Source organism: Pseudomonas aeruginosa, from assembly GCF_001457615.1.
GTDB lineage: Bacteria > Pseudomonadota > Gammaproteobacteria > Pseudomonadales > Pseudomonadaceae > Pseudomonas > Pseudomonas aeruginosa.
This window is the reverse complement of record NZ_LN831024.1, coordinates 5,167,157-5,184,439: the sequence shown is the minus strand read 5'-3', so window position 1 is coordinate 5,184,439 and position 17,283 is coordinate 5,167,157. Positions and strand designations below refer to the sequence as shown.

The window sequence follows — 17,283 nt, the reverse complement described above, 5'->3', positions numbered from 1 at the left end:
ATGCGAGCGGTCGGGTGCGAATGCCAACAACAAACAAGCACGAACCATTGATCTCCCTGCGGGGGATCGGCAAGGGCTACCTCCTGGGGGGGCAGCCGCTGCAGATACTGAAAGACGTCTGCCTGGACATCTTTCCCGGAGAAAGCTGCGCGATCGTCGGCGCGTCGGGCTCGGGCAAGAGCACCCTGCTGAATATCCTCGGCCTGCTCGACCGCCCGGACAGCGGTGCCTACCGCTTCGCCGAGCACGACATCTTCAGCGTCGACGGGGACCGACTGGCGGCGATCCGCAACCGCCTGATCGGCTTCGTCTTCCAGAGCTTCAACCTGTTGCCGCGGCTGAACGCGCTGGACAACGTCGCGCTGCCCCTGAGCTATCGAGGGATGCCGCGCCGCGAGGCATTGGAGCGGGCCGAGGCGATGCTCGCCCGGGTCGGCCTGGCCGAGCGCGCCGGCCATCGTCCGGCGGACCTCTCCGGCGGCCAGCGGCAGCGCGTCGCCATCGCTCGCGCGCTGGTCGGCGAGCCGGCGCTGATCCTCGCCGACGAACCAACCGGCAACCTCGACGCGAGCACCGCGAAAGAAGTGCTGGAGCTGCTCCTCACCCTCAACCGCGAGCGCCAGGTGACCCTGGTGGTGGTCACCCATGATCCCAGCCTGGCCGCCCGTCTCGGGCGCCAACTGACAGTGCGGCATGGCGAGGTGCACGAGGACCTGGCGGAGGCCTGCCGGTGAGCGCCAGCCCGTCGCCCCGGCAATTGCTTCACGAGGCCCTCGCCAGTCTTCGCGGGCTGGGGCGCCGCTCGCTGCTGGCGTTGCTGGGTATCGTCATGGGCTGTTCATCGGTGATCGCGATGCTGAACATCGGCAGCAACGCGACCGACGAAGCGATGAGCATCTTCAAGGACATGGGCACCGACACCCTGGTGGTGCAGTTCCCGTTCGCCCCGCAGGCGCCGATGCCGATGCCGGCGTCGCTCGACACCGAACCGCTGCTCCGCGACGTGGCCGGTCTGGAGCACCTGGCGGCGCTGGGCCTGTACTCGGCGCCGGTGACCTTTCACGGACGCACCAGCAACGCCAGTATCGTCGGCGCCAGCGCCGGGCTCGCGGCTGCCGCCAGGCTGCGGCTGCGCGAAGGACGTTTCCTCTCGCGCTTCGACGATCACGACACCTACGTGGTGGTGGGCGCGACAATCGCCGAGGCCTTGGGGGCGCCCGGCGATCCGCTGCGCCTCGGCGAGCAACTGACGGTCAACGACTATCTGTTCCGCGTGATCGGCATTCTCCAGCCGCAGGCCAGCGCCGCTCTCTTGCCGTTCGCCGCCAACGACTCGCTGTTCGTGCCGGCGCCGGGCATGCCGCGCCTGCAGCCGGCCGCCGAGGTCAGCCATGTGGTGGCGCGGGTCTCGCCGGGAGCGGACGTCTATAGCGTCGGCGCGGCCCTGGGCGCGGCCCTGACGGCGCGGTTGCCCGGTCACGAGGCGCAGGTCCAGGTCTCGCAGCAGGTGCTCGATGGACTCAAGCGGCAGACCCGGACCTTCACCTACCTGCTGGCCGGACTGGGGATCATCTCCCTGCTCGGCGGCGGCGTCGGAGTGATGAACGTGATGCTGATGAGTGTCGCCGAACGCCGCCGGGAAATCGGCGTGCGCATGGCGCTGGGCGCGCGCCAGCGGGACATCCGCAACCTGTTCCTGATCGAGGCGGTGACCCTGACCGCCGCGGGCGCGCTCTCGGGCGCGGTGCTCGGCGTGGCGGCTGCGTATCTCTACGCCAGGTTCTCCGGCTGGACCTTCTCCCTGGCCTACGCGGCCCTGCCGCTGGGGATGGGCAGTACCCTGCTGGTGGGGCTGTTCTTCGGGCTCTATCCGGCGGTCTCGGCGGCTCGCCTGCAACCGGTCGAGGCGCTGCGCGATGAATAGGTGGGGCCTGGGCGTGCTGTGGCTGGTCACCGCTCTTCCGGTGGCGGCCAGCGTCAACCCGGCGCTGAGTCCGGACGTACCGAGCATGGCCCGCGAGCAGGGCAGGTCGGTGCTGCTCAGCGAGCAGGTGATCGACCTCAGCCTGAGCGACGCGGTCTATCTTGGCCTGCGCAACAACCGTGGAATCCGTAGCGCCTACCTGCAACGGATCGCGCAGAAGTTCGACCTGCGCGTCGCCGCCGACGCCTTCAACCCGAAGCTGGTGGTGCGCGGCGACTATCGCGCCAACCGCGCCACCGAAGACCGCACGAGGACCAGCAATGTCTCGCCCACCGCGACCCTGCTTGGCGAATATGGCACTCGCTTCAGCCTGGCCTGGGTCAAGCAGTTCCGCACCGCCGACGAGGCCGGGCGCTACCGCAGCGATGGCCTCGACCTGACCGTCGTCCAGCCGTTGCTGCGCGATGCGGGCTGGGACGTCACCACCGCGCCGCTGCGCCTGGCACGTCTCTCCGAAGACGCCAATCGCCTGCAACTCAAGGCCAGCGTGTCGCAGACCATCAGCCAGGTCATCGGCGCCTACCGGGAGCTGCTGCGCGCCCAGGAGCAGGCGCGCATCGCTCGCGAAGCCCTGGCGCGGACCCAGGAGCTGCTCGAGGTCAACCGGGCGATGATCCGCGCCGGGCGAATGGCCGAATTCGAGATCGTGCAGACCGAGGCCGACGTCGCCAGCCAGGAGCTCAATGTCGAGGAGTCCACCAACCAGGTCGACAGCGCACGCCTGGCCCTGCTGCAACTGCTGGCGCTGGACCTGTCGACGCAAATCCGCGCCAGCGATGCGCTGGCCGCCACGCCGATCGAGGTCGACCGCCAGCAGGCGATCAGGACCGCCCTGCAGCAGCAACCGGAATACCTGCAACGCCTGATCGGCAGTCGCCAGGCCGACCTCAACCTGGTGCTGGCGAAGAACCAGCGCCTGTGGGATGTCTCGCTGGTGGGCGGCGCCAGCCAGATCCGCGACCGCTACAGCGAGGGCGGTGGCGACAATTCACGCAGCTGGGACAGCTACGCCGGGGTACAGGTGGAAATTCCCATCGGCGACCTCAGCCGCCGGCAGGCCGAGGTGCGCGCCCAGGTCGACGTAGAGAACCAGAAGATCCTGATCGAGGATGCCCGGCAGACCCTGGAGCAGAACGTCATCGATGCGGTGCGCGACCTCGGCACGCGCTGGCGCCAGTACCAGATCGCCCAGCGCGCCACCGCGTTGTCGCGGCGCAAGCTGGAGATCGAACGGGAAAAGCTGCGCGTCGGGCGTTCGAGCAACTTCCAGGTGCTGAGCTTCGAGACCGACCTGCGCAACGTCGAGAACACCCAATTGAATGCCCTGATCTCGTTTCTCAATGCGCAGACGCAGCTCGACCTGATCGTCGGCATGACCCTGGATAGCTGGGAGATTTCGCTCAATGACCACTGACCGGTTTTCCTTCCTGCGCCGGCCGGCATTGTCGCTCGCCGCCGGCCTGGCGGTTGTCGCGGCGCTGGCCTGGCTGGTCCTCGCCGGCGGCACCGCGAAACGCACGGAAGGGGAGCGCTGGGTCGCCGTACGGGCGGCCCCGCTGGTGCATCAGATCGGCCTGGTCGGACGCCTGGAACCGGGGCGCGTGGTGACCCTGGCGGCGCCCTTCGCCGGCAATGTCGAGGCGCTGCTGGTGGAGCCGGGACAGCGGGTCGCGGAAGGACAGGAGCTGCTGCGCATGGACACCCGCGAGATCGCCGTGCAGGTGCGCGAGGCACAGTCGGCGTTGCTCAAGGCCCGTCGCACCCTGCAGGACCTGCGCGACTGGGAGCGTGGCGAGGACATGGCGCGGGTCCGTCGTGCCCTGCGCAGCGCGCAGCTGGCGCAGAGCAGCACCGAGCGCAAGTTGCGCGAGACCCGCGAGCTGTTCCAGCGCGGGATCGTCCCGCGCAACGAACTCGACGATCTCGAACAACAGGCCAGCCAGCAGCGCATGGACCTGGAGGCGGCCCGGCGGGAAGTGGAGTCGACCCGCGCCAAGGGGCAGGGCGAGAATCGCCAGATCGCCGAAATGGACCTGGCCAACGCCAGCGTGAAATACGAGACGCTGCAGGCCCAGCTGGATGGCCGTACGGTGCGCGCGCCCTTTGCCGGTATCGTCGTCGCGGCGCCCGGCCTGGCTGGCGAGCAGGGCAGCCGCGAACCGGTGCAGGCCGGTAGCAAGCTGGGGCAGGGCCAGGCGTTGTTCGGCCTGGCCAGCGTCGAGCGGCTGAAGGTATCTGCGAAGGTTTCCGAACTGGATATCAACCAGTTGCGCGAAGGGCAGGCGGTGGAAATCAGTGGCGACGGCTTCGAGGGCACCACGCTGGCGGGCGTCATCGCCGCCCTCGGTGGTCAGGCTCTGCCCGGCATGGCCCAGGGAGGCAGCCCGCAGTTCGAGGTGACGGTGTCGGTAGCGCCGCTTGATCCCCGCCAGTTGCAGAAGATTCGTCTGGGAATGAGCGCCAAGCTGACGGTCACCACCTATCGCAAAGAACAGGCCATCGTCGTGCCGCCGGAGGCGATACGCCACGAGGGTGACCGGCTGTTCGTGGACTTTCGCCAGGCTCCCGGCGCCAGCGTGATGGCGCAACAGGTCAAGATCGGACGCTCCACGCCGGAGGGCGTGGAGGTGTTCGAGTTGCAGCCGGGTCTCGTTCGCGTGCCGTCCTCATCCGACCGATAGTTGGCAACCTAACTTTGGGTTGGCTGGGTGGCTTCGCGAGCTGCCAATTCTGGTAGGTACGCCCCGTCATGGTGCGTTTCTTCCCGACGCGGATGTTGACAGAGGTATCAGGATTCCTTCGCGACGACGCTTCGTCCGCCCTCCACGGCATTCACCGACCTTCCTTCGGAGGGGCAACCCCCTTCTTTCGCTAGGCTTTTCCAGAGCCGCGCTGACCGTACTCTGGCTCCCGTCGTTGACTGGTCCACTGCCCCTTCGTGGTGATTGCCAGCCCTGTCAGGCCTGCGTTCGCGGAGTTCGGCCAGGTGGGCATCTCGAGGCGCGGCGGGTTGGCAAACCCTATCGGATCTTTCCGATATCCGGTCTGTCCCGGCTCGTCGTGGGGACCGTCAGCGTCGGCACCGGATAGGACTCATGAGGTAAAGCCTCTCCCGATCCCGGTACGCACGGCCAAGGCGGGTGGTGTGGTTCGCCTGGCAGGTGGATCGGACGGGAAGGCACAAGGTGGTCGTGGGGGCGGGTCGGCGACGATCCTGCCGCATGATCAAGGCTCGGCAACCGCGAGCGTTGCCAACTCACTGGAAGGATACAAAACAATGAAATCCATCAAGTCCCTGCCGTCCTTTGCTGCTCTTGCTCTCTGCCTGAGCGTTTCGTCCATGGCCAGCGCGGCCACCATCACCCCGGTCAACTCGGCCTTCACCGCACCTGGCACCATCAGCGTGAGCTCGCCGGCGTCGCTCAATCTGCCAGTGACCTGCAACATCACCTTCAAGGGCAAGACCGCCGCCGATGGTTCCTATGCCTCGATCGACAGCGTCACCGTCAGCGGCAGCAACACCCTGTGCAGCGTGCCGCAGATGACCGGCCTGCCGTGGAAGCTGACCGTTTCCAGCACCACTGCCGGCAAGGTCGATGGCGTCGGCTTCAAGATTCTCTCCTCTACCTGTGGCCCGAGCACCGTCAACGGTTCCTGGAGCAACGCCACCAATACCCTCAGCGCCAGCAATCAGTCGCTGGCAGGCAACTGCAAGATCAACAGCCTGAGCGTGAAGCCGACCCCGGCCTTCGTAGTCAACCCGTAATCCGGGCTGCCGCTGGCGCCCTCGGCGCCAGCGGTTTCGCGCTCCCGCTGCCAGGCGTCCTTCGCGGGCCGGCAGGTCCGAGGGAGTTTCCGCCGGAAGCGGCGCAGAATCTCGTTCGCACATGGAAAACGGTCTGGGGGAGGGTGTCCGCCAGGACGCTCAAGCAGGCCGACCATCGTGCCCCGTGCACTAGCAGTCCACCAGGGGTGAAACCTTGAACAACAAAAACGATATTTCCTGCCTGTTTGCCAGAAAACCATTGCCATTGCTCTGCGCCCTGATCGTCGGCGGACTGTTCGGCACGTCCCAGGCGCAAGCCGGCGGCTTCATGGTGCCGACCACCAACACGGCGGGCTGGGGCCGTGCGATGGCAGGCGGCTCGCTGTTTCCCAACGATCCGAGCGCCGCGTTCAACAACCCGGCGGCCATGGCGTTCATCGACAAGCGGATCGCCCAGTTGACGGTCAACTACGCCGATATCGACATCAAGTACAACGGCGATGCCTACGACTACCAGGGTAATCCCATGACCGGCGGCTACCAGGACGGGCCGGGCACCCCCGAGCTGGGTACCAACGATGGCGGCCAGGCCGGATTCGGCGCGTGGCTGCCGACCGGCTTCCTGGTCGTACCGATCAACGACCGCTTCGCCTTCGGTCTGAGCCAGGTCGTTCCGATGGGAATGCGCAGCACCTGGGACCCGAACTGGAAAGGCCGCGATTTCGCGGTGGACACCAAGATCGAGACGATCGGCCTGACCGGCTCCCTGTCGTTCAAGGTCAACGACAACTTCTCCCTGGGCGCCGGGGTGATCATCCAGCGCACCTCCGGCTTCGTCAGCCAGAACCTCGATCTCTATGCCTCGGCCGCCAACTCCCCGGGCATGGGCGGGATTCCGTTCCCGGCCTCGAACTCGTCCGCGCTGATGCGGGTCAAGGTGGACAACACCTCGCCCGGCTTCTTCGCCGGCGCGGTGTGGAAGCCGACCGACCGCGACACCCTGGGCTTCGCCTACCACGCGAAGATCCGCAACAAGCTGAAGGGGCACTACAACCTCTACGACCACGACGGTGGACTGACCGAGGGCGCCATCGAGGGCGGCACCCCGGGCCTGGCCTATCCGGGCTTGGACCTGCGCATGGGCGCTTCCGCCTCGGCGCGCCTGGATATCCCCGCCTACGCCTCGCTGGATTGGGTACACCAGTTCAACGACCGTCTGAGCCTGGGCGCCAGCGCCACCTGGACCGAGTGGTCGTCGTTCCAGGACCTGACCCTCAAGTCCCACGGCAACACGATCGTCTCCATTCCCTACACCTACCGGAACACCTGGACCCTGGCGGTGGGCGGCGACTACAAGGTGACCGACCAGTGGACCATGCGCGCCGGGGTCGCCTACGACCAGACGCCGACCCACAATGCCACCCGCGACCCGCGGATTCCCGACGGCGATCGCTACTTCGCCTCCCTGGGCGCCGGCTATCGCTTCCAGTCGATGCCGGAGTTGTCGATCGACGCGGCCTACTCGCGGCAGTTCGTCAAGGAGGTGCCGTTGAAGACGGTCAACCAGGATCGCCTGGGCGGCGGACGCCTGGATGGCAGGGCAACCAGCAAGGGACAGGTGTTCAGCCTGTCCGCGACCTACGACTTCTAGACCCGGCCGTAGGTAGAGGAAGGGCCTCCCCCTGGCGGCGGAGGCCCTTTCGCATCTGGCGCCGGGATGCACGCGAACGGTGCTTTCGTCGCCCTTCAACAGTGCGTGGCCAGCCCGGGAGGCAGCCTGGTTCCGGGCGCGTGCTCTGGCCCGAGCCGTTCTGGCGGACCCGGAAAGTTTCAGTTTTGCACCATAAAGATTCATCAATGCGTCATTTCGCACTTTCTAGGTGCCGCCTGGCTTGTTAGAGTCACGCGCAAAAAATTGTTCACAAAACTAGAAACCGGTGAGAAAAATGACGCAATCCGTCGACGCTTTCCTCGAGCGCCTGAAGCGGCGCGATCCCGATCAGCCCGAATTCCACCAGGCGGTGGAAGAGGTGCTGCGTTCCCTCTGGCCGTTCCTCGAGGCCAACCCGCACTACCTGGAAGCCGGCATCATCGAACGCATCGTCGAACCCGAGCGGGCGATCCTGTTCCGCGTACCCTGGGTCGACGACCAGGGCCGGGTACGGGTCAACCGTGGCTACCGGGTGCAGATGAGCAGCGCCATCGGCCCCTACAAGGGCGGCCTGCGCTTCCATCCCTCGGTCAACCTCGGGGTGCTGAAGTTCCTCGCCTTCGAGCAGGTCTTCAAGAACTCCCTGACCACTCTGCCCATGGGCGGCGGCAAGGGCGGCTCCGACTTCGATCCGAAGGGCAAGAGCGACGCCGAGGTGATGCGTTTCTGCCAGTCGTTCATGAGCGAGCTGTACCGCCACGTCGGCGCCGACCTGGACGTGCCGGCCGGCGACATCGGCGTCGGCGCGCGTGAGATCGGCTACCTGTTCGGCCAGTACAAGCGCCTGTCCAACCAGTTCACCTCGGTGCTGACCGGCAAGGGCCTGAGCTATGGCGGCAGCCTGATCCGCCCGGAGGCGACCGGCTTCGGCTGCGTCTACTTCGCCCAGGAAATGCTCAAGGATCGTGGCCGCGGCTTCGACGGCCAGCGGGTGGCGATCTCCGGCTCGGGCAACGTCGCCCAGTACGCGGCGCGCAAGGTCATGGAAATGGGCGGCAAGGTGATCTCGCTGTCCGATTCCGAAGGCACCCTGTATGCCGAGGCGGGGCTCTCCGACGAGCAGTGGGAATACCTGATGGAGCTGAAGAACGTGCGCCGCGGGCGCATCCGCGAGATGGCGGAGCAGTTTTCCCTGCAGTTTCTCGAAGGGCGCCGGCCCTGGGGCCTGGCCTGCGATATCGCGCTGCCCTGCGCGACCCAGAACGAACTGGATGCCGAGGATGCGCGGCGCCTGCTGGCCAACGGCTGCGTCTGTGTCGCCGAAGGCGCCAACATGCCCTCGACCCTGGAAGCCGTCGACCTGTTCCTCGAGGCCGGCATCCTCTACGCGCCGGGCAAGGCGTCGAACGCCGGCGGGGTGGCGGTGAGCGGCCTGGAGATGTCGCAGAACGCCATGCGCCTGCGTTGGAGCGAGGGCGAGGTGGATACCAAGCTGCACGGCATCATGCAGTCGATCCACCATGCCTGCCTGCTGTACGGCGAGGAGCAGGGGCGGGTCAACTACGTGAAGGGGGCGAACATCGCCGGCTTCGTCAAGGTCGCCGATGCGATGCTGGCGCAGGGCGTGGTCTGAGGTCGTCCCATAGAGGAAAAACGGGGCTCCAGGGGAGCCCCGTTTTTCCTTGTGGCGGTTATTCCGCGGGACGCGGCGTGGTCTCCGTGCTGGCCGGCAGCAGCGGATATTCGACGCGCGGCTGCTTGCCGCTCAGGCTGTGCAGGAAGGCGACGATGTTCTCCACGTCGTCCGGCGCCAACTGCTTGCCGAGCTGGGCGTTGCCCATGATCGCCACCGCGTCCTTGAGTTCCCAGACCTGGCCGCTGTGGAAGTACGGCGCGGTGAGGGCGACGTTGCGCAGGGGCGCGGCGCGGAATACGTACTCGTCGCTCTGGGTCTTGGTCACGGCGAAGCGGCCCTTGTCGCCGCTGGGCAGCACGCTGGCGTCGGGCTTCTTCACCAGGCCGAACGGGAAGTAGGCCTGGCCGCCCAGGTTGATGCCGTTGTGGCAGGCGCTGCAGCCACTGTCCATGAATGCCTTGAGGCCTTTCTTCTGCTGTGCGTCGAGGGCCTTGTCGTCGCCCTTGAGATACAGGTCGAAGGGCGAGTCCGGAGTCACCAGGGTCGCCTCGTAGGCCTCGATGGCCAGCGCCACGTTGTCGAAGCTGACCGGCTTGCCGGCCTTGGGGAAGGCCTTGCGGAAGGCGTCCACGTATTCCGGGATGCTGCCCAGGGTCTGTTCGACCAACTGCGGGGTACTGTGCATCTCGACGCTGTTCTGGATCGGACCCTTGGCCTGCTCCCCCAGGTCCTTGGCGCGGCCATCCCAGAACTGCGCGGCATTGAACACGGCGTTGAAGACCGTCGGTGAATTGCGTGGCCCCTTCTGCCAGCCGTGACCGACCGACGTCGGTACGTTGTCGGCGCCGCCGGTGCCGACGTTGTGGCAGGTGTTGCAGCTGAGCACATGGCTGCGTGACAGGCGCGGGTCGAAGAACAGTTTCTTGCCGAGTTCGCGCTGTTGCTCGCTGATGGGCTGGCCGCGTAGCTCGGTGACCTGCTCGGGGATGGGTTTGAACAGCGCGCTGGCCTGGTCGTGCAGGGCATCGGCCTGGGCGAGGGGCGTGGCGAACGACAGCAACAGGCTGCCAAGCGGGAGCAGTTGCGAGGACTGCATCTTTTTTTCTCCTTATCAGGCGTTACAACCGGTCCTGTGAGGAGAGGCCAGCGGCGCGCTGCTCGGCTTGACGTGGATCAAGCGCACCGGGATCGGTGCTGCGGATGGTTGTCGCAGCGTGCTTCAGCGCTCGCGCAAGGCCCGGGCCAACGCGCGGTCGCGGTCGCGCTGCCAATCGTCGTCGCGGTCGTCCCACTGGCGCTCCTCGAAACGCCGCCGCTCTTCGCTCCGCGCCATCGACCGGCATTGCTCGAAGCCGTCGCCCCAGCCGCTGGCGTAGATCGCCTCACGCAGGTAGCGGGGGACGTCCTTGCGGAATTCGCCGCTGATCGAGCCGGCCGCCTGGCGGCCGCTACCGCAGCCATCGTCGAAACCGTCGGCATAGGCGGGCGGGTAGCCCTTGGCGAGCAGGTACTGGTGGGTGCTTTCGCAGCCGCCGAGCAGGGTGGCGGTGAGCAGGATCAGGGCGAGGACAAGCACGCCGAGACGCGAAGAAGACATGGCCGGGACTCCTCGACCGCCGGGATGGGGCTCCCGGAGATTCGCGCCGGGCCCGCTGGCAGGTCCGGCGCGAGTCTAGGTCGGCATTGGTGAGGAATTCGTCAAGCCGATGTGATGACGATGCGATGACCGCCGCCGTCCAGCGCCTGGTCGCCGATCCTCACCGGCAGGAAGCGTTCGATAACCCGGCGGTTGCTTTGCGGATGGGCGCTCAGCCGCGGCGTGGTGAAGCTGCCGGCGCCGGCCAGGGCCATGGGCAGCAGCAATTGGTCGGCGAGGTGCTCGTCCGCCGCGCAGCCGCTTTCCATCCAGCCGATGGCTTGCGTCGCGACCTGTTCCGCCACCCGTTCGGCGCTGACGCCGGCCTGGCCGAAGGCGCAGAAGGTCGCGCAGATGTGCTCGCAGTCGATCCGCAGCAGCAGGGCGTTGCCCGGCCCCTGGTCCTCCGCGAGGAACTCCAGCTGGCGTTCTTCGTCGCTCCAACCGAGGCGCTGGCGGACCCTCTCCAGCTCACGCTCGCCGACGTGCCCGGGAATCCCGGCGAGCAGCGCCCGCGCCTGGCGCCGCAGCGCCGCGCCGGGATGCTCCAGTTGCAGCGGCCGCCAGCGTGCCGGGCGTACCCGCGCCAGCAGCTCGCCACCGCCGGCGGGTACGAAGCCGTGGCGCAGCAGTTCCAGGTCGACTTCCGCGCCCATCCGCTGCAACAGCGGCAGCCAGCTGTCGCGGAGAAAGTCCGCCGGCGGCGCCAGTGGATTGTGGGTGCCGCCGCTGATCCTCACCCGGCTTTCGCCGTTGGCCGCGAGCAGCGCCGGCAGCAGGGTTTGCAGTACCAGCGAGCAACTGCCGGCGGAGCCGATGGCGAAGGCGTAGTCGCCGGCGCGGATCGCACCGGGCCGGAACGCCAGCTCGCGTGAGCCGAGCTCGGCACCCTCGACCTCGGCCGCGCAGATTTCCGCCGCCGCGCGCACCGCGGTGAGGTGCTGCCGCAGCAGCCCCGGACGGCTGCGCCGGCCACGGATGTTGCGGATGCGCAGCGGCTGGCCGCTGGTCATCGACAGGCTCAGGGCGCTACGCAGGATCTGCCCGCCACCTTCGCTGCCGTCGAGTTCGATGAGGTCCTTTCTCATGAGGTTTCCCTTGTGTATTGCCATATCTTGTCGTGGAGGTAGCGATCCAGCAGTCGGCTGTCCTGGCGCGCGCCGGTTGGTTGGGCGGCCCCTCGTTCGGCCTGGAGCAACTCCGCTTCGATGAAGCGTTGCAGCGCCAGGCGCGGAGGGCCGTAGGCCGATTCGTCGCGCTGACGCTTGAGGCTCAGCAGGGCATCCAGCTCTTCGCGCAGCGACGGGTCGTCCAGTGTGGCTTCCACTAGCCTCTCGAACGCCACCGGCGGCAAGCCCAGGCCTGCATCCAGCCAACGCACCGCGAACAACGGGCGCAGGACGTAGAGGTATTTCTTCAGCCGGACGCTGTCGCCCTTCAGGTAGCCGCGGTAGTTCTTGCGTGCCATCGACAGGTAGTGATGGCGGCTGCCAGGTACGGAGTGAAAGGCGTTGCCCAGCCAGAGCAGTTCCTCGCGCACGCCAGGCTCTTCCCGATACACCAGCGGCGAGCCGAGCCACTCCAGCAGGGCCGGGTTGGATTTGCGCATCAGGCGCAACGCCTTGCGCAGCTCCCAGCCGCTGATGTCCAGCTCGTCGCTCAGCGGGCGTTCTATCACGTCGCGAGGTTCCTCGACGCGCTGATACCACTCGGGCTGATGCACATAGACGAAGCGTACGTCGTAGTCGCTGTCCGGCGAAGCGAAGCCCCAGGCCCGGCTGCCCGACTCGCAGGCGTAGAGCACGACTACGTCGTGCTCGCGTTCGATCCGTTCCAGCTCATCCAGTACCCGCTCGCGCATGGCGGCGGGGAGCGGATGGCGTTCTTCCCTGTTCATTTCGATTCTTCCCCAGCGGGCGCCACAGGGCGCCCGTCATCCTTTCACGCACACCACCTGACGCAGGGTGTGCAGCACTTCCACCAGCTCGCGCTGGGCTTCCATGACCCGGTCGATGTCCTTGTAGGCCATCGGGATCTCGTCGATCACGTCGGCGTCCTTGCGGCATTCGACGTGGGCGGTGGCGCGGGCCTGGTCGGCGACGCTGAAGACCTTCTTCGCCTTGGTCCGGCTCATGGTCCGCCCGGCGCCGTGGCTGCACGAGCAGAACGCTTCCTGGTTGCCGAGGCCGCGGACGATGAAGCTCTTCGCCCCCATCGAGCCGGGAATGATGCCGAGCTGGCCCTTCTGCGCGGACACCGCGCCTTTGCGGGTGACCAGTACCTCCTGGCCGAAGTGGCGCTCCTTCTGCACGTAGTTGTGGTGGCAATCGACCGCCTCCAGGTTGGCTTCGAACGGCTTGCGGATCACCTGGCGCGCCGCCTCGATCACCGCGTGCATCATCAGCGCGCGGTTCTGCCGGGCGAAATCCTGGGCCCAGCCGACCGCTTCCACGTAGTCGTCGAAGTGCCGGCTGCCTTCCTCGAAGTAGGCCAGGTCCTTGTCCGGCAGGTTGGCGATGTGCTGGCGCATGTCCGCCTTGGCCAGTTCGATGAACAGGTTGCCGATGGCGTTGCCGACCCCGCGCGAACCGCTGTGCAGCATGAACCAGACGCGGTCGGCCTCGTCCAGGCAGACCTCGATGAAGTGGTTGCCGGTGCCGAGGGTTCCCAGGTGCTGGCGGTTGTTGGTCTTCTCCAGCCTCGGGTGCTTGTCGGTGATCGCCTTGAAGCGACCGGCGAGCGCCTTCCATGCCTGGTCGGTGGCCTCCGGTACCTCGTGCCAGGCGCCGCGGTCGCGGCGGCCGAAGGTCTTGCCGTGGGGTACCGCCTGCTCGATGGCGCTGCGCAGGCCGTGCAGGTTGTCCGGCAGGTCGGCGGCGACCAGCGAGGTGCGCGCGGCGATCATTCCGCAGCCGATATCCACGCCCACCGCGGCCGGGATGATCGCGCCGAGGGTAGGGATCACGCTACCGATGGTCGAGCCCTTGCCCAGGTGTACGTCAGGCATCACCGCCAGGTGCTTGAAGATGAAGGGCATCTTCGCCGTGTTCAGCAACTGCTGGCGCGCTTCCTCCTCCACCGGGACGCCCTGGGTCCAGAGCTTGATCGGCTTGCCGCCGGCCACTTCGAGGATATTCATGTCTTTCATCGTGCTTTCCTTGTGCTCCGCGCCGTCTTGTCGACGGCGCGGCTATCGTTCGTGATCAGGCCTGCTTCAGCGTGACCAGTCCGTTCAATACCTGGTCCAGGCCACCGAATACCGAAATCCGGTCGATGCGCTCGGCCACCCGCTCCAGGGTTTCCAGTTCCTTCAGACGCAGCGCGGTCGGGTTTTCCTCCATGACCTTCGCGGTATTCAGCAGCGAGCGGGTCGCCGAGGTTTCCTCGCGGCGGCGGATCACATTGGCCTGGGCCGCCTTCTCCGCCTCCACCACCTGCGCCAGCAGGGTCTTCATTTCGCCCGGGAGGATGATGTCGCGTACGCCCAGGCCGCTCACTTCCAGGCCGCTGTCTTCCAGCTTGGCGGCCAGGTGGGCGCTGACCGCTTCGTCGATCGACTGCTTGTTCTCCAGCAGTTCGTCGAGGGTACGGGTGCCCACTGCCGCCCGCAGGCCGAACTGCAGTTCGCGGTACAGATACTCCAGCGGTTTGCTCAGCCGCGAGAAGGCGGTGAGCACGTCGCTGTAGCGCCAATTGGCGGCGAGGTTCAGGCGCAGGCTGACCTTGTCGCGGGTGAGGATCTCCTGGCCGCTGACCTCCAGCGCCTGGATACGGGTGTCGACCAGTTCCACGCTGACTTGCCGGTTGTAGCGCCAGAAACCGTATTGTCCGGCTTGCAGCAGGCCGGCAAGGGCGCCGTCGACCTTGAGCACGCCGACCTGGAACGCCGGCACCTGGACCAGCAACACTGCGTCCAGGCCCGCCAGGGCGCGGTCGCGCAGGTTCGGCTGGTGCAACTGGGCGACCAGCGCGGCGGACAATCGATAGTCCTGGGTCAGGTCGATGCGCTCCAGGCGCTGCTCGGTCTGGCCTTTCCAGTACAGTCGGCGGCTGCCCGGTGCGAGCAGCTCCACCAGCACGCCGTCCTCGTAGCGCAGGCCGGCCTCGTTGTCGCCCAGGTCCATCCGGGTGAAGTAGCGCTCCACCAGTTGCGGTTCGCTCTGCCGCAGGTAGCCGGCCAGGCGGTGTTCGAACTGCGGGGTGTTCAGGCTGAAGCTTTCCAGGCTCAGGCGGTCGTACGGATCGAAGCGGCGGTAGGTGCCCGGTTCGAGCACGGCGAAGAAGTCGCCTTCGGAATACAGCAGGCCGCGTTCGTTCTTCTTCACGATAAAGCGCTTCAGCATTTTCATCTCTTCATTCCTTTCATTCTTCCGTGGTGCCGGTGTTGCCGGCCCGTCGAGCGTCGTGGGTGGAGCGCGGAGGAGGTTGGCCTGGCGGACGTCCTGTCCATACGATCGATTCCCTCGATCCCCGGCCTGCCTTGCCCCGTGCCCGAACCGCGGGCCGGACGGGCCGGCGGCGGCTTCGGCTCCCTTGCGTTCTCCGGCCTTCCTGGCCGCTTGCGCAGTTCGCCTCGGCCACACCGGCGGGTGTTGCCATTGAGTGATTGCCGTTAAGGCAACGTTCGAGCGGGAGTCGAACCCGCGACAGACCATTTCGTGGATGGTTGCTCTACCAGGCTGAGCTATCGAACCGCGAAGCGGCATTGCCGTCATTCGCGAATGACCGTCGTGGTTGCGGGCGGCATGCACGACGCCGACACCAGGGGTGGGCTCGGGCACCGGCGGGACTGGAGTCCCGACCCGTCGGCCTGCATGGGCGATGCGGTCGAAATGGATATAGCGAGCGGCGTGCCAGGTTTTTATCGATGAGACTGTTTCTTGCTTAACTGTTTGATTTTAAAGGTGAATAAATTTTTTATTGCGCTTCGTCGGCGAATTCGATGGAGAGATGCCTGGCTATTTCTATATATTTTCATATCGATCTTTATCTTGAAGGATAAGCAGTGATGAAACGCACGGTCGCCATCGGCTTCATCGGCGCCACCCTCGACCGTCTCGGCAAGGGCGCGGCGCGCTGGCAAAAGTGGCGGCCGAGCATCGGCCTGTGCCAGCAGCCGGACCTGCTGATCGACCGCCTCGAACTGATCCACGGCAACGACGCCCGCGACCTCGGCCTGGCCGAGCGGATTCGCGCCGACATCGCCGCGGTGTCGCCGCATACCGAGGTCCGCCTGCAGCAGATGGAACTGCGCAACCCCTGGGACTTCGAGGAGGTCTATGGCGCCCTGCACGATTTCGTCAGCGCCTACCCCTTCGACACCGAGCGCGAGGACTACCTGGTGCATATCACCACCGGGACCCATGTCGCGCAGATCTGCTGGTTCCTCCTTACCGAGGCGCGCTACCTGCCGGCCCGGCTGGTGCAGACCTCGCCGTCGCGGCGCAAGGACGAGGCGCGCCATCCCGAGGGCTCGGCGACGCTGATCGACCTCGACCTGTCCCGCTACGACCGCATCGCCTCGCGGTTCCGCCGCGAACAGGAGGAAAGCCTGGCTTTTCTCAAGTCGGGAATCGCCACGCGCAATGCCGCTTTCAACCGCTCCATCGAGCAGATCGAGCGGGTCGCCGTGCGTTCGCGGGCACCCATGCTGCTGGTGGGGCCGACCGGTGCCGGCAAATCGTTCCTCGCCCGGCGCATCTATGAACTCAAGCGCAGCCGGCACCAGCTCGACGGGCGTTTCGTCGAGGTCAACTGCGCCACCTTGCGCGGCGACGGCGCGATGTCGGCACTGTTCGGTCACGTCAAGGGCGCCTTCACCGGCGCGCAGAATGCGCGCGAAGGCCTGCTGCGCGCAGCCGACGGTGGCATGCTGTTCCTCGACGAGATCGGCGAGCTGGGCGCCGACGAACAGGCGATGCTGCTCAAGGCTATCGAAGAGAAGCGCTTCTTCCCGCTGGGTTCGGACCGTGAGGTGGAGAGCGACTTCCAGCTTATCGCCGGGACCCACCGCGACTTGCGCGGACGAGTGGCCGAAGGCCTGTTCCGCGAGGACCTGTTCGCCCGCATCAACCTGTGGACCTTCGAGCTGCCGGGCCTGGCTGGACGCCGCGAGGACATCGAGCCGAACATCGACTTCGAACTGGAGCGGCACGCCCGCGAGCAAGGGCGGCAGGTGCGTTTCAACCTGGAGGCCAAGCGTCGCTACCTGGCCTTCGCCGGTTCCAGCGAAGCGCGCTGGGCCGGCAACTTCCGCGAGCTGTCGGCTTCCATCACACGGATGGCGACCCTGGCCGACAACGGGCGGATCGACGAGGCGCTGGTCGAGGAGGAGATCCTCCGCCTGCGCCAGGCCTGGGGGCTCGATGCGGGCCGGGAGCCACTGGCCGATCTGCTGGGGCAGCGGGTGGAGGCCCTGGATCTGTTCGACCGCCTGCAACTGCAGGCGGTGCTGGAGGTGTGCCGCGGGGCTAAGACCCTTTCCGAGGCGGGACGCCGGCTGTTTGCCGTTTCGCGCCAGGACAAGCGCAACCCCAACGACGCCGACCGGCTGCGCAAGTACCTGGGGCGTTTCGGCCTGGACTGGGCGCAGATACGCGCCTGAACACCA

General features: G+C 66.7%; 14 protein-coding genes and 1 tRNA gene. 8 read left to right on the top strand and 7 right to left on the bottom strand.

Annotation, left to right across the window (positions count from 1 at the left end):
- The first annotated feature begins 47 nt into the window (after window positions 1-47).
- From AT700_RS23870 to gdhA, 7 genes are all read left to right on the top strand, one after another.
- Window positions 48-734, top strand: coding sequence for an ABC transporter ATP-binding protein (locus tag AT700_RS23870; protein ID WP_003103142.1), 687 nt, complete (start codon window positions 48-50; stop codon window positions 732-734).
- Window positions 731-1,924, top strand: coding sequence for an ABC transporter permease (locus tag AT700_RS23865; RefSeq protein WP_003103140.1), 1,194 nt, complete (start codon window positions 731-733; stop codon window positions 1,922-1,924). The genes AT700_RS23870 and AT700_RS23865 overlap by 4 nt, the downstream gene beginning before the upstream one ends.
- Window positions 1,917-3,398 (top strand): TolC family protein, encoded by a 1,482-nt coding sequence (locus tag AT700_RS23860; protein ID WP_003103137.1) that lies wholly within the window; start codon window positions 1,917-1,919, stop codon window positions 3,396-3,398. The genes AT700_RS23865 and AT700_RS23860 overlap by 8 nt, the downstream gene beginning before the upstream one ends.
- Entirely contained in the window at window positions 3,388-4,665 is a 1,278-nt protein-coding gene (locus AT700_RS23855; RefSeq protein ID WP_003119406.1) for an efflux RND transporter periplasmic adaptor subunit, read from the top strand. The genes AT700_RS23860 and AT700_RS23855 overlap by 11 nt, the downstream gene beginning before the upstream one ends.
- Before the next feature lie 596 nt (window positions 4,666-5,261).
- Window positions 5,262-5,750, top strand: a complete 489-nt coding sequence (gene praA / locus AT700_RS23850; RefSeq protein ID WP_003119407.1) for an alkane oxidation protein activator PraA — start codon at window positions 5,262-5,264, stop codon at window positions 5,748-5,750.
- A gap of 259 nt (window positions 5,751-6,009) precedes the next feature.
- A complete protein-coding gene (locus AT700_RS23845; protein WP_003123403.1) occupies window positions 6,010-7,401 on the top strand; it encodes an outer membrane protein transport protein in 1,392 nt (463 codons plus the stop codon).
- Between the two features lie 295 nt (window positions 7,402-7,696).
- Complete coding sequence (gdhA, locus tag AT700_RS23840; RefSeq protein ID WP_003094817.1) at window positions 7,697-9,034, top strand: NADP-specific glutamate dehydrogenase; 1,338 nt, start codon at window positions 7,697-7,699, stop codon at window positions 9,032-9,034.
- A gap of 58 nt (window positions 9,035-9,092) precedes the next feature.
- Here the strand turns inward: gdhA and ccpA are convergent, their stop codons facing one another.
- The 7 genes from ccpA to AT700_RS23805 all read right to left on the bottom strand — a co-directional run bounded on the left by ccpA (window position 9,093) and on the right by AT700_RS23805 (window position 15,367).
- A complete protein-coding gene (gene ccpA, locus AT700_RS23835) occupies window positions 9,093-10,133 on the bottom strand; it encodes a cytochrome-c peroxidase CcpA (RefSeq protein WP_023120886.1) in 1,041 nt (346 codons plus the stop codon).
- A gap of 123 nt (window positions 10,134-10,256) precedes the next feature.
- On the bottom strand, window positions 10,257-10,634 hold the full coding sequence (locus AT700_RS23830) for a hypothetical protein (RefSeq protein ID WP_003107850.1): 378 nt from the start codon (window positions 10,632-10,634) through the stop codon (window positions 10,257-10,259).
- 101 nt (window positions 10,635-10,735) lie between these two features.
- Window positions 10,736-11,761, bottom strand: a complete 1,026-nt coding sequence (gene rtcA / locus AT700_RS23825; protein ID WP_048521681.1) for an RNA 3'-terminal phosphate cyclase — start codon at window positions 11,759-11,761, stop codon at window positions 10,736-10,738.
- The gene (locus AT700_RS23820) at window positions 11,758-12,570 is read right to left on the bottom strand and encodes a nucleotidyltransferase domain-containing protein (RefSeq protein WP_021264108.1); all 813 of its coding nucleotides are present in this window, start codon (window positions 12,568-12,570) and stop codon (window positions 11,758-11,760) included. Before AT700_RS23820 ends, rtcA begins: the two co-directional genes overlap by 4 nt.
- Window positions 12,571-12,606: 36 nt before the next feature.
- Window positions 12,607-13,821, bottom strand: coding sequence for an RtcB family protein (locus tag AT700_RS23815; protein WP_023096999.1), 1,215 nt, complete (start codon window positions 13,819-13,821; stop codon window positions 12,607-12,609).
- A gap of 55 nt (window positions 13,822-13,876) precedes the next feature.
- Complete coding sequence (locus tag AT700_RS23810; protein WP_048521680.1) at window positions 13,877-15,022, bottom strand: slipin family protein; 1,146 nt, start codon at window positions 15,020-15,022, stop codon at window positions 13,877-13,879.
- Window positions 15,023-15,293: 271 nt separating this feature from the next.
- Window positions 15,294-15,367: transfer RNA gene (locus AT700_RS23805), tRNA-Arg, on the bottom strand.
- A 314-nt stretch (window positions 15,368-15,681) separates the two neighbouring features.
- Here AT700_RS23805 and rtcR point away from each other — a divergent pair.
- Window positions 15,682-17,277: an RNA repair transcriptional activator RtcR gene (gene rtcR / locus AT700_RS23800; protein ID WP_033966331.1), complete on the top strand. Its 1,596-nt coding sequence runs from the start codon at window positions 15,682-15,684 to the stop codon at window positions 17,275-17,277.
- Window positions 17,278-17,283 lie beyond the last annotated feature (6 nt).

What these genes read in the sequence shown, in the direction of transcription:
- AT700_RS23860 (WP_003103137.1), top strand. Translation starts at nt 1,917, where the DNA reads ATGAATAGGTGGGGCCTGGGCGTGCTGTGGCTGGTCACCGCTCTTCCG.
- AT700_RS23855 (WP_003119406.1), top strand. Translation starts at nt 3,388, where the DNA reads ATGACCACTGACCGGTTTTCCTTCCTGCGCCGGCCGGCATTGTCGCTC.
- praA (WP_003119407.1), top strand. Translation starts at nt 5,262, where the DNA reads ATGAAATCCATCAAGTCCCTGCCGTCCTTTGCTGCTCTTGCTCTCTGC.
- gdhA (WP_003094817.1), top strand. Translation starts at nt 7,697, where the DNA reads ATGACGCAATCCGTCGACGCTTTCCTCGAGCGCCTGAAGCGGCGCGAT.
- ccpA (WP_023120886.1), bottom strand. Translation starts at nt 10,133, where the DNA reads ATGCAGTCCTCGCAACTGCTCCCGCTTGGCAGCCTGTTGCTGTCGTTC.
- AT700_RS23830 (WP_003107850.1), bottom strand. Translation starts at nt 10,634, where the DNA reads ATGTCTTCTTCGCGTCTCGGCGTGCTTGTCCTCGCCCTGATCCTGCTC.
- rtcA (WP_048521681.1), bottom strand. Translation starts at nt 11,761, where the DNA reads ATGAGAAAGGACCTCATCGAACTCGACGGCAGCGAAGGTGGCGGGCAG.
- AT700_RS23820 (WP_021264108.1), bottom strand. Translation starts at nt 12,570, where the DNA reads ATGAACAGGGAAGAACGCCATCCGCTCCCCGCCGCCATGCGCGAGCGG.
- AT700_RS23815 (WP_023096999.1), bottom strand. Translation starts at nt 13,821, where the DNA reads ATGAAAGACATGAATATCCTCGAAGTGGCCGGCGGCAAGCCGATCAAG.
- AT700_RS23810 (WP_048521680.1), bottom strand. Translation starts at nt 15,022, where the DNA reads ATGAAAATGCTGAAGCGCTTTATCGTGAAGAAGAACGAACGCGGCCTG.
- rtcR (WP_033966331.1), top strand. Translation starts at nt 15,682, where the DNA reads ATGAAACGCACGGTCGCCATCGGCTTCATCGGCGCCACCCTCGACCGT.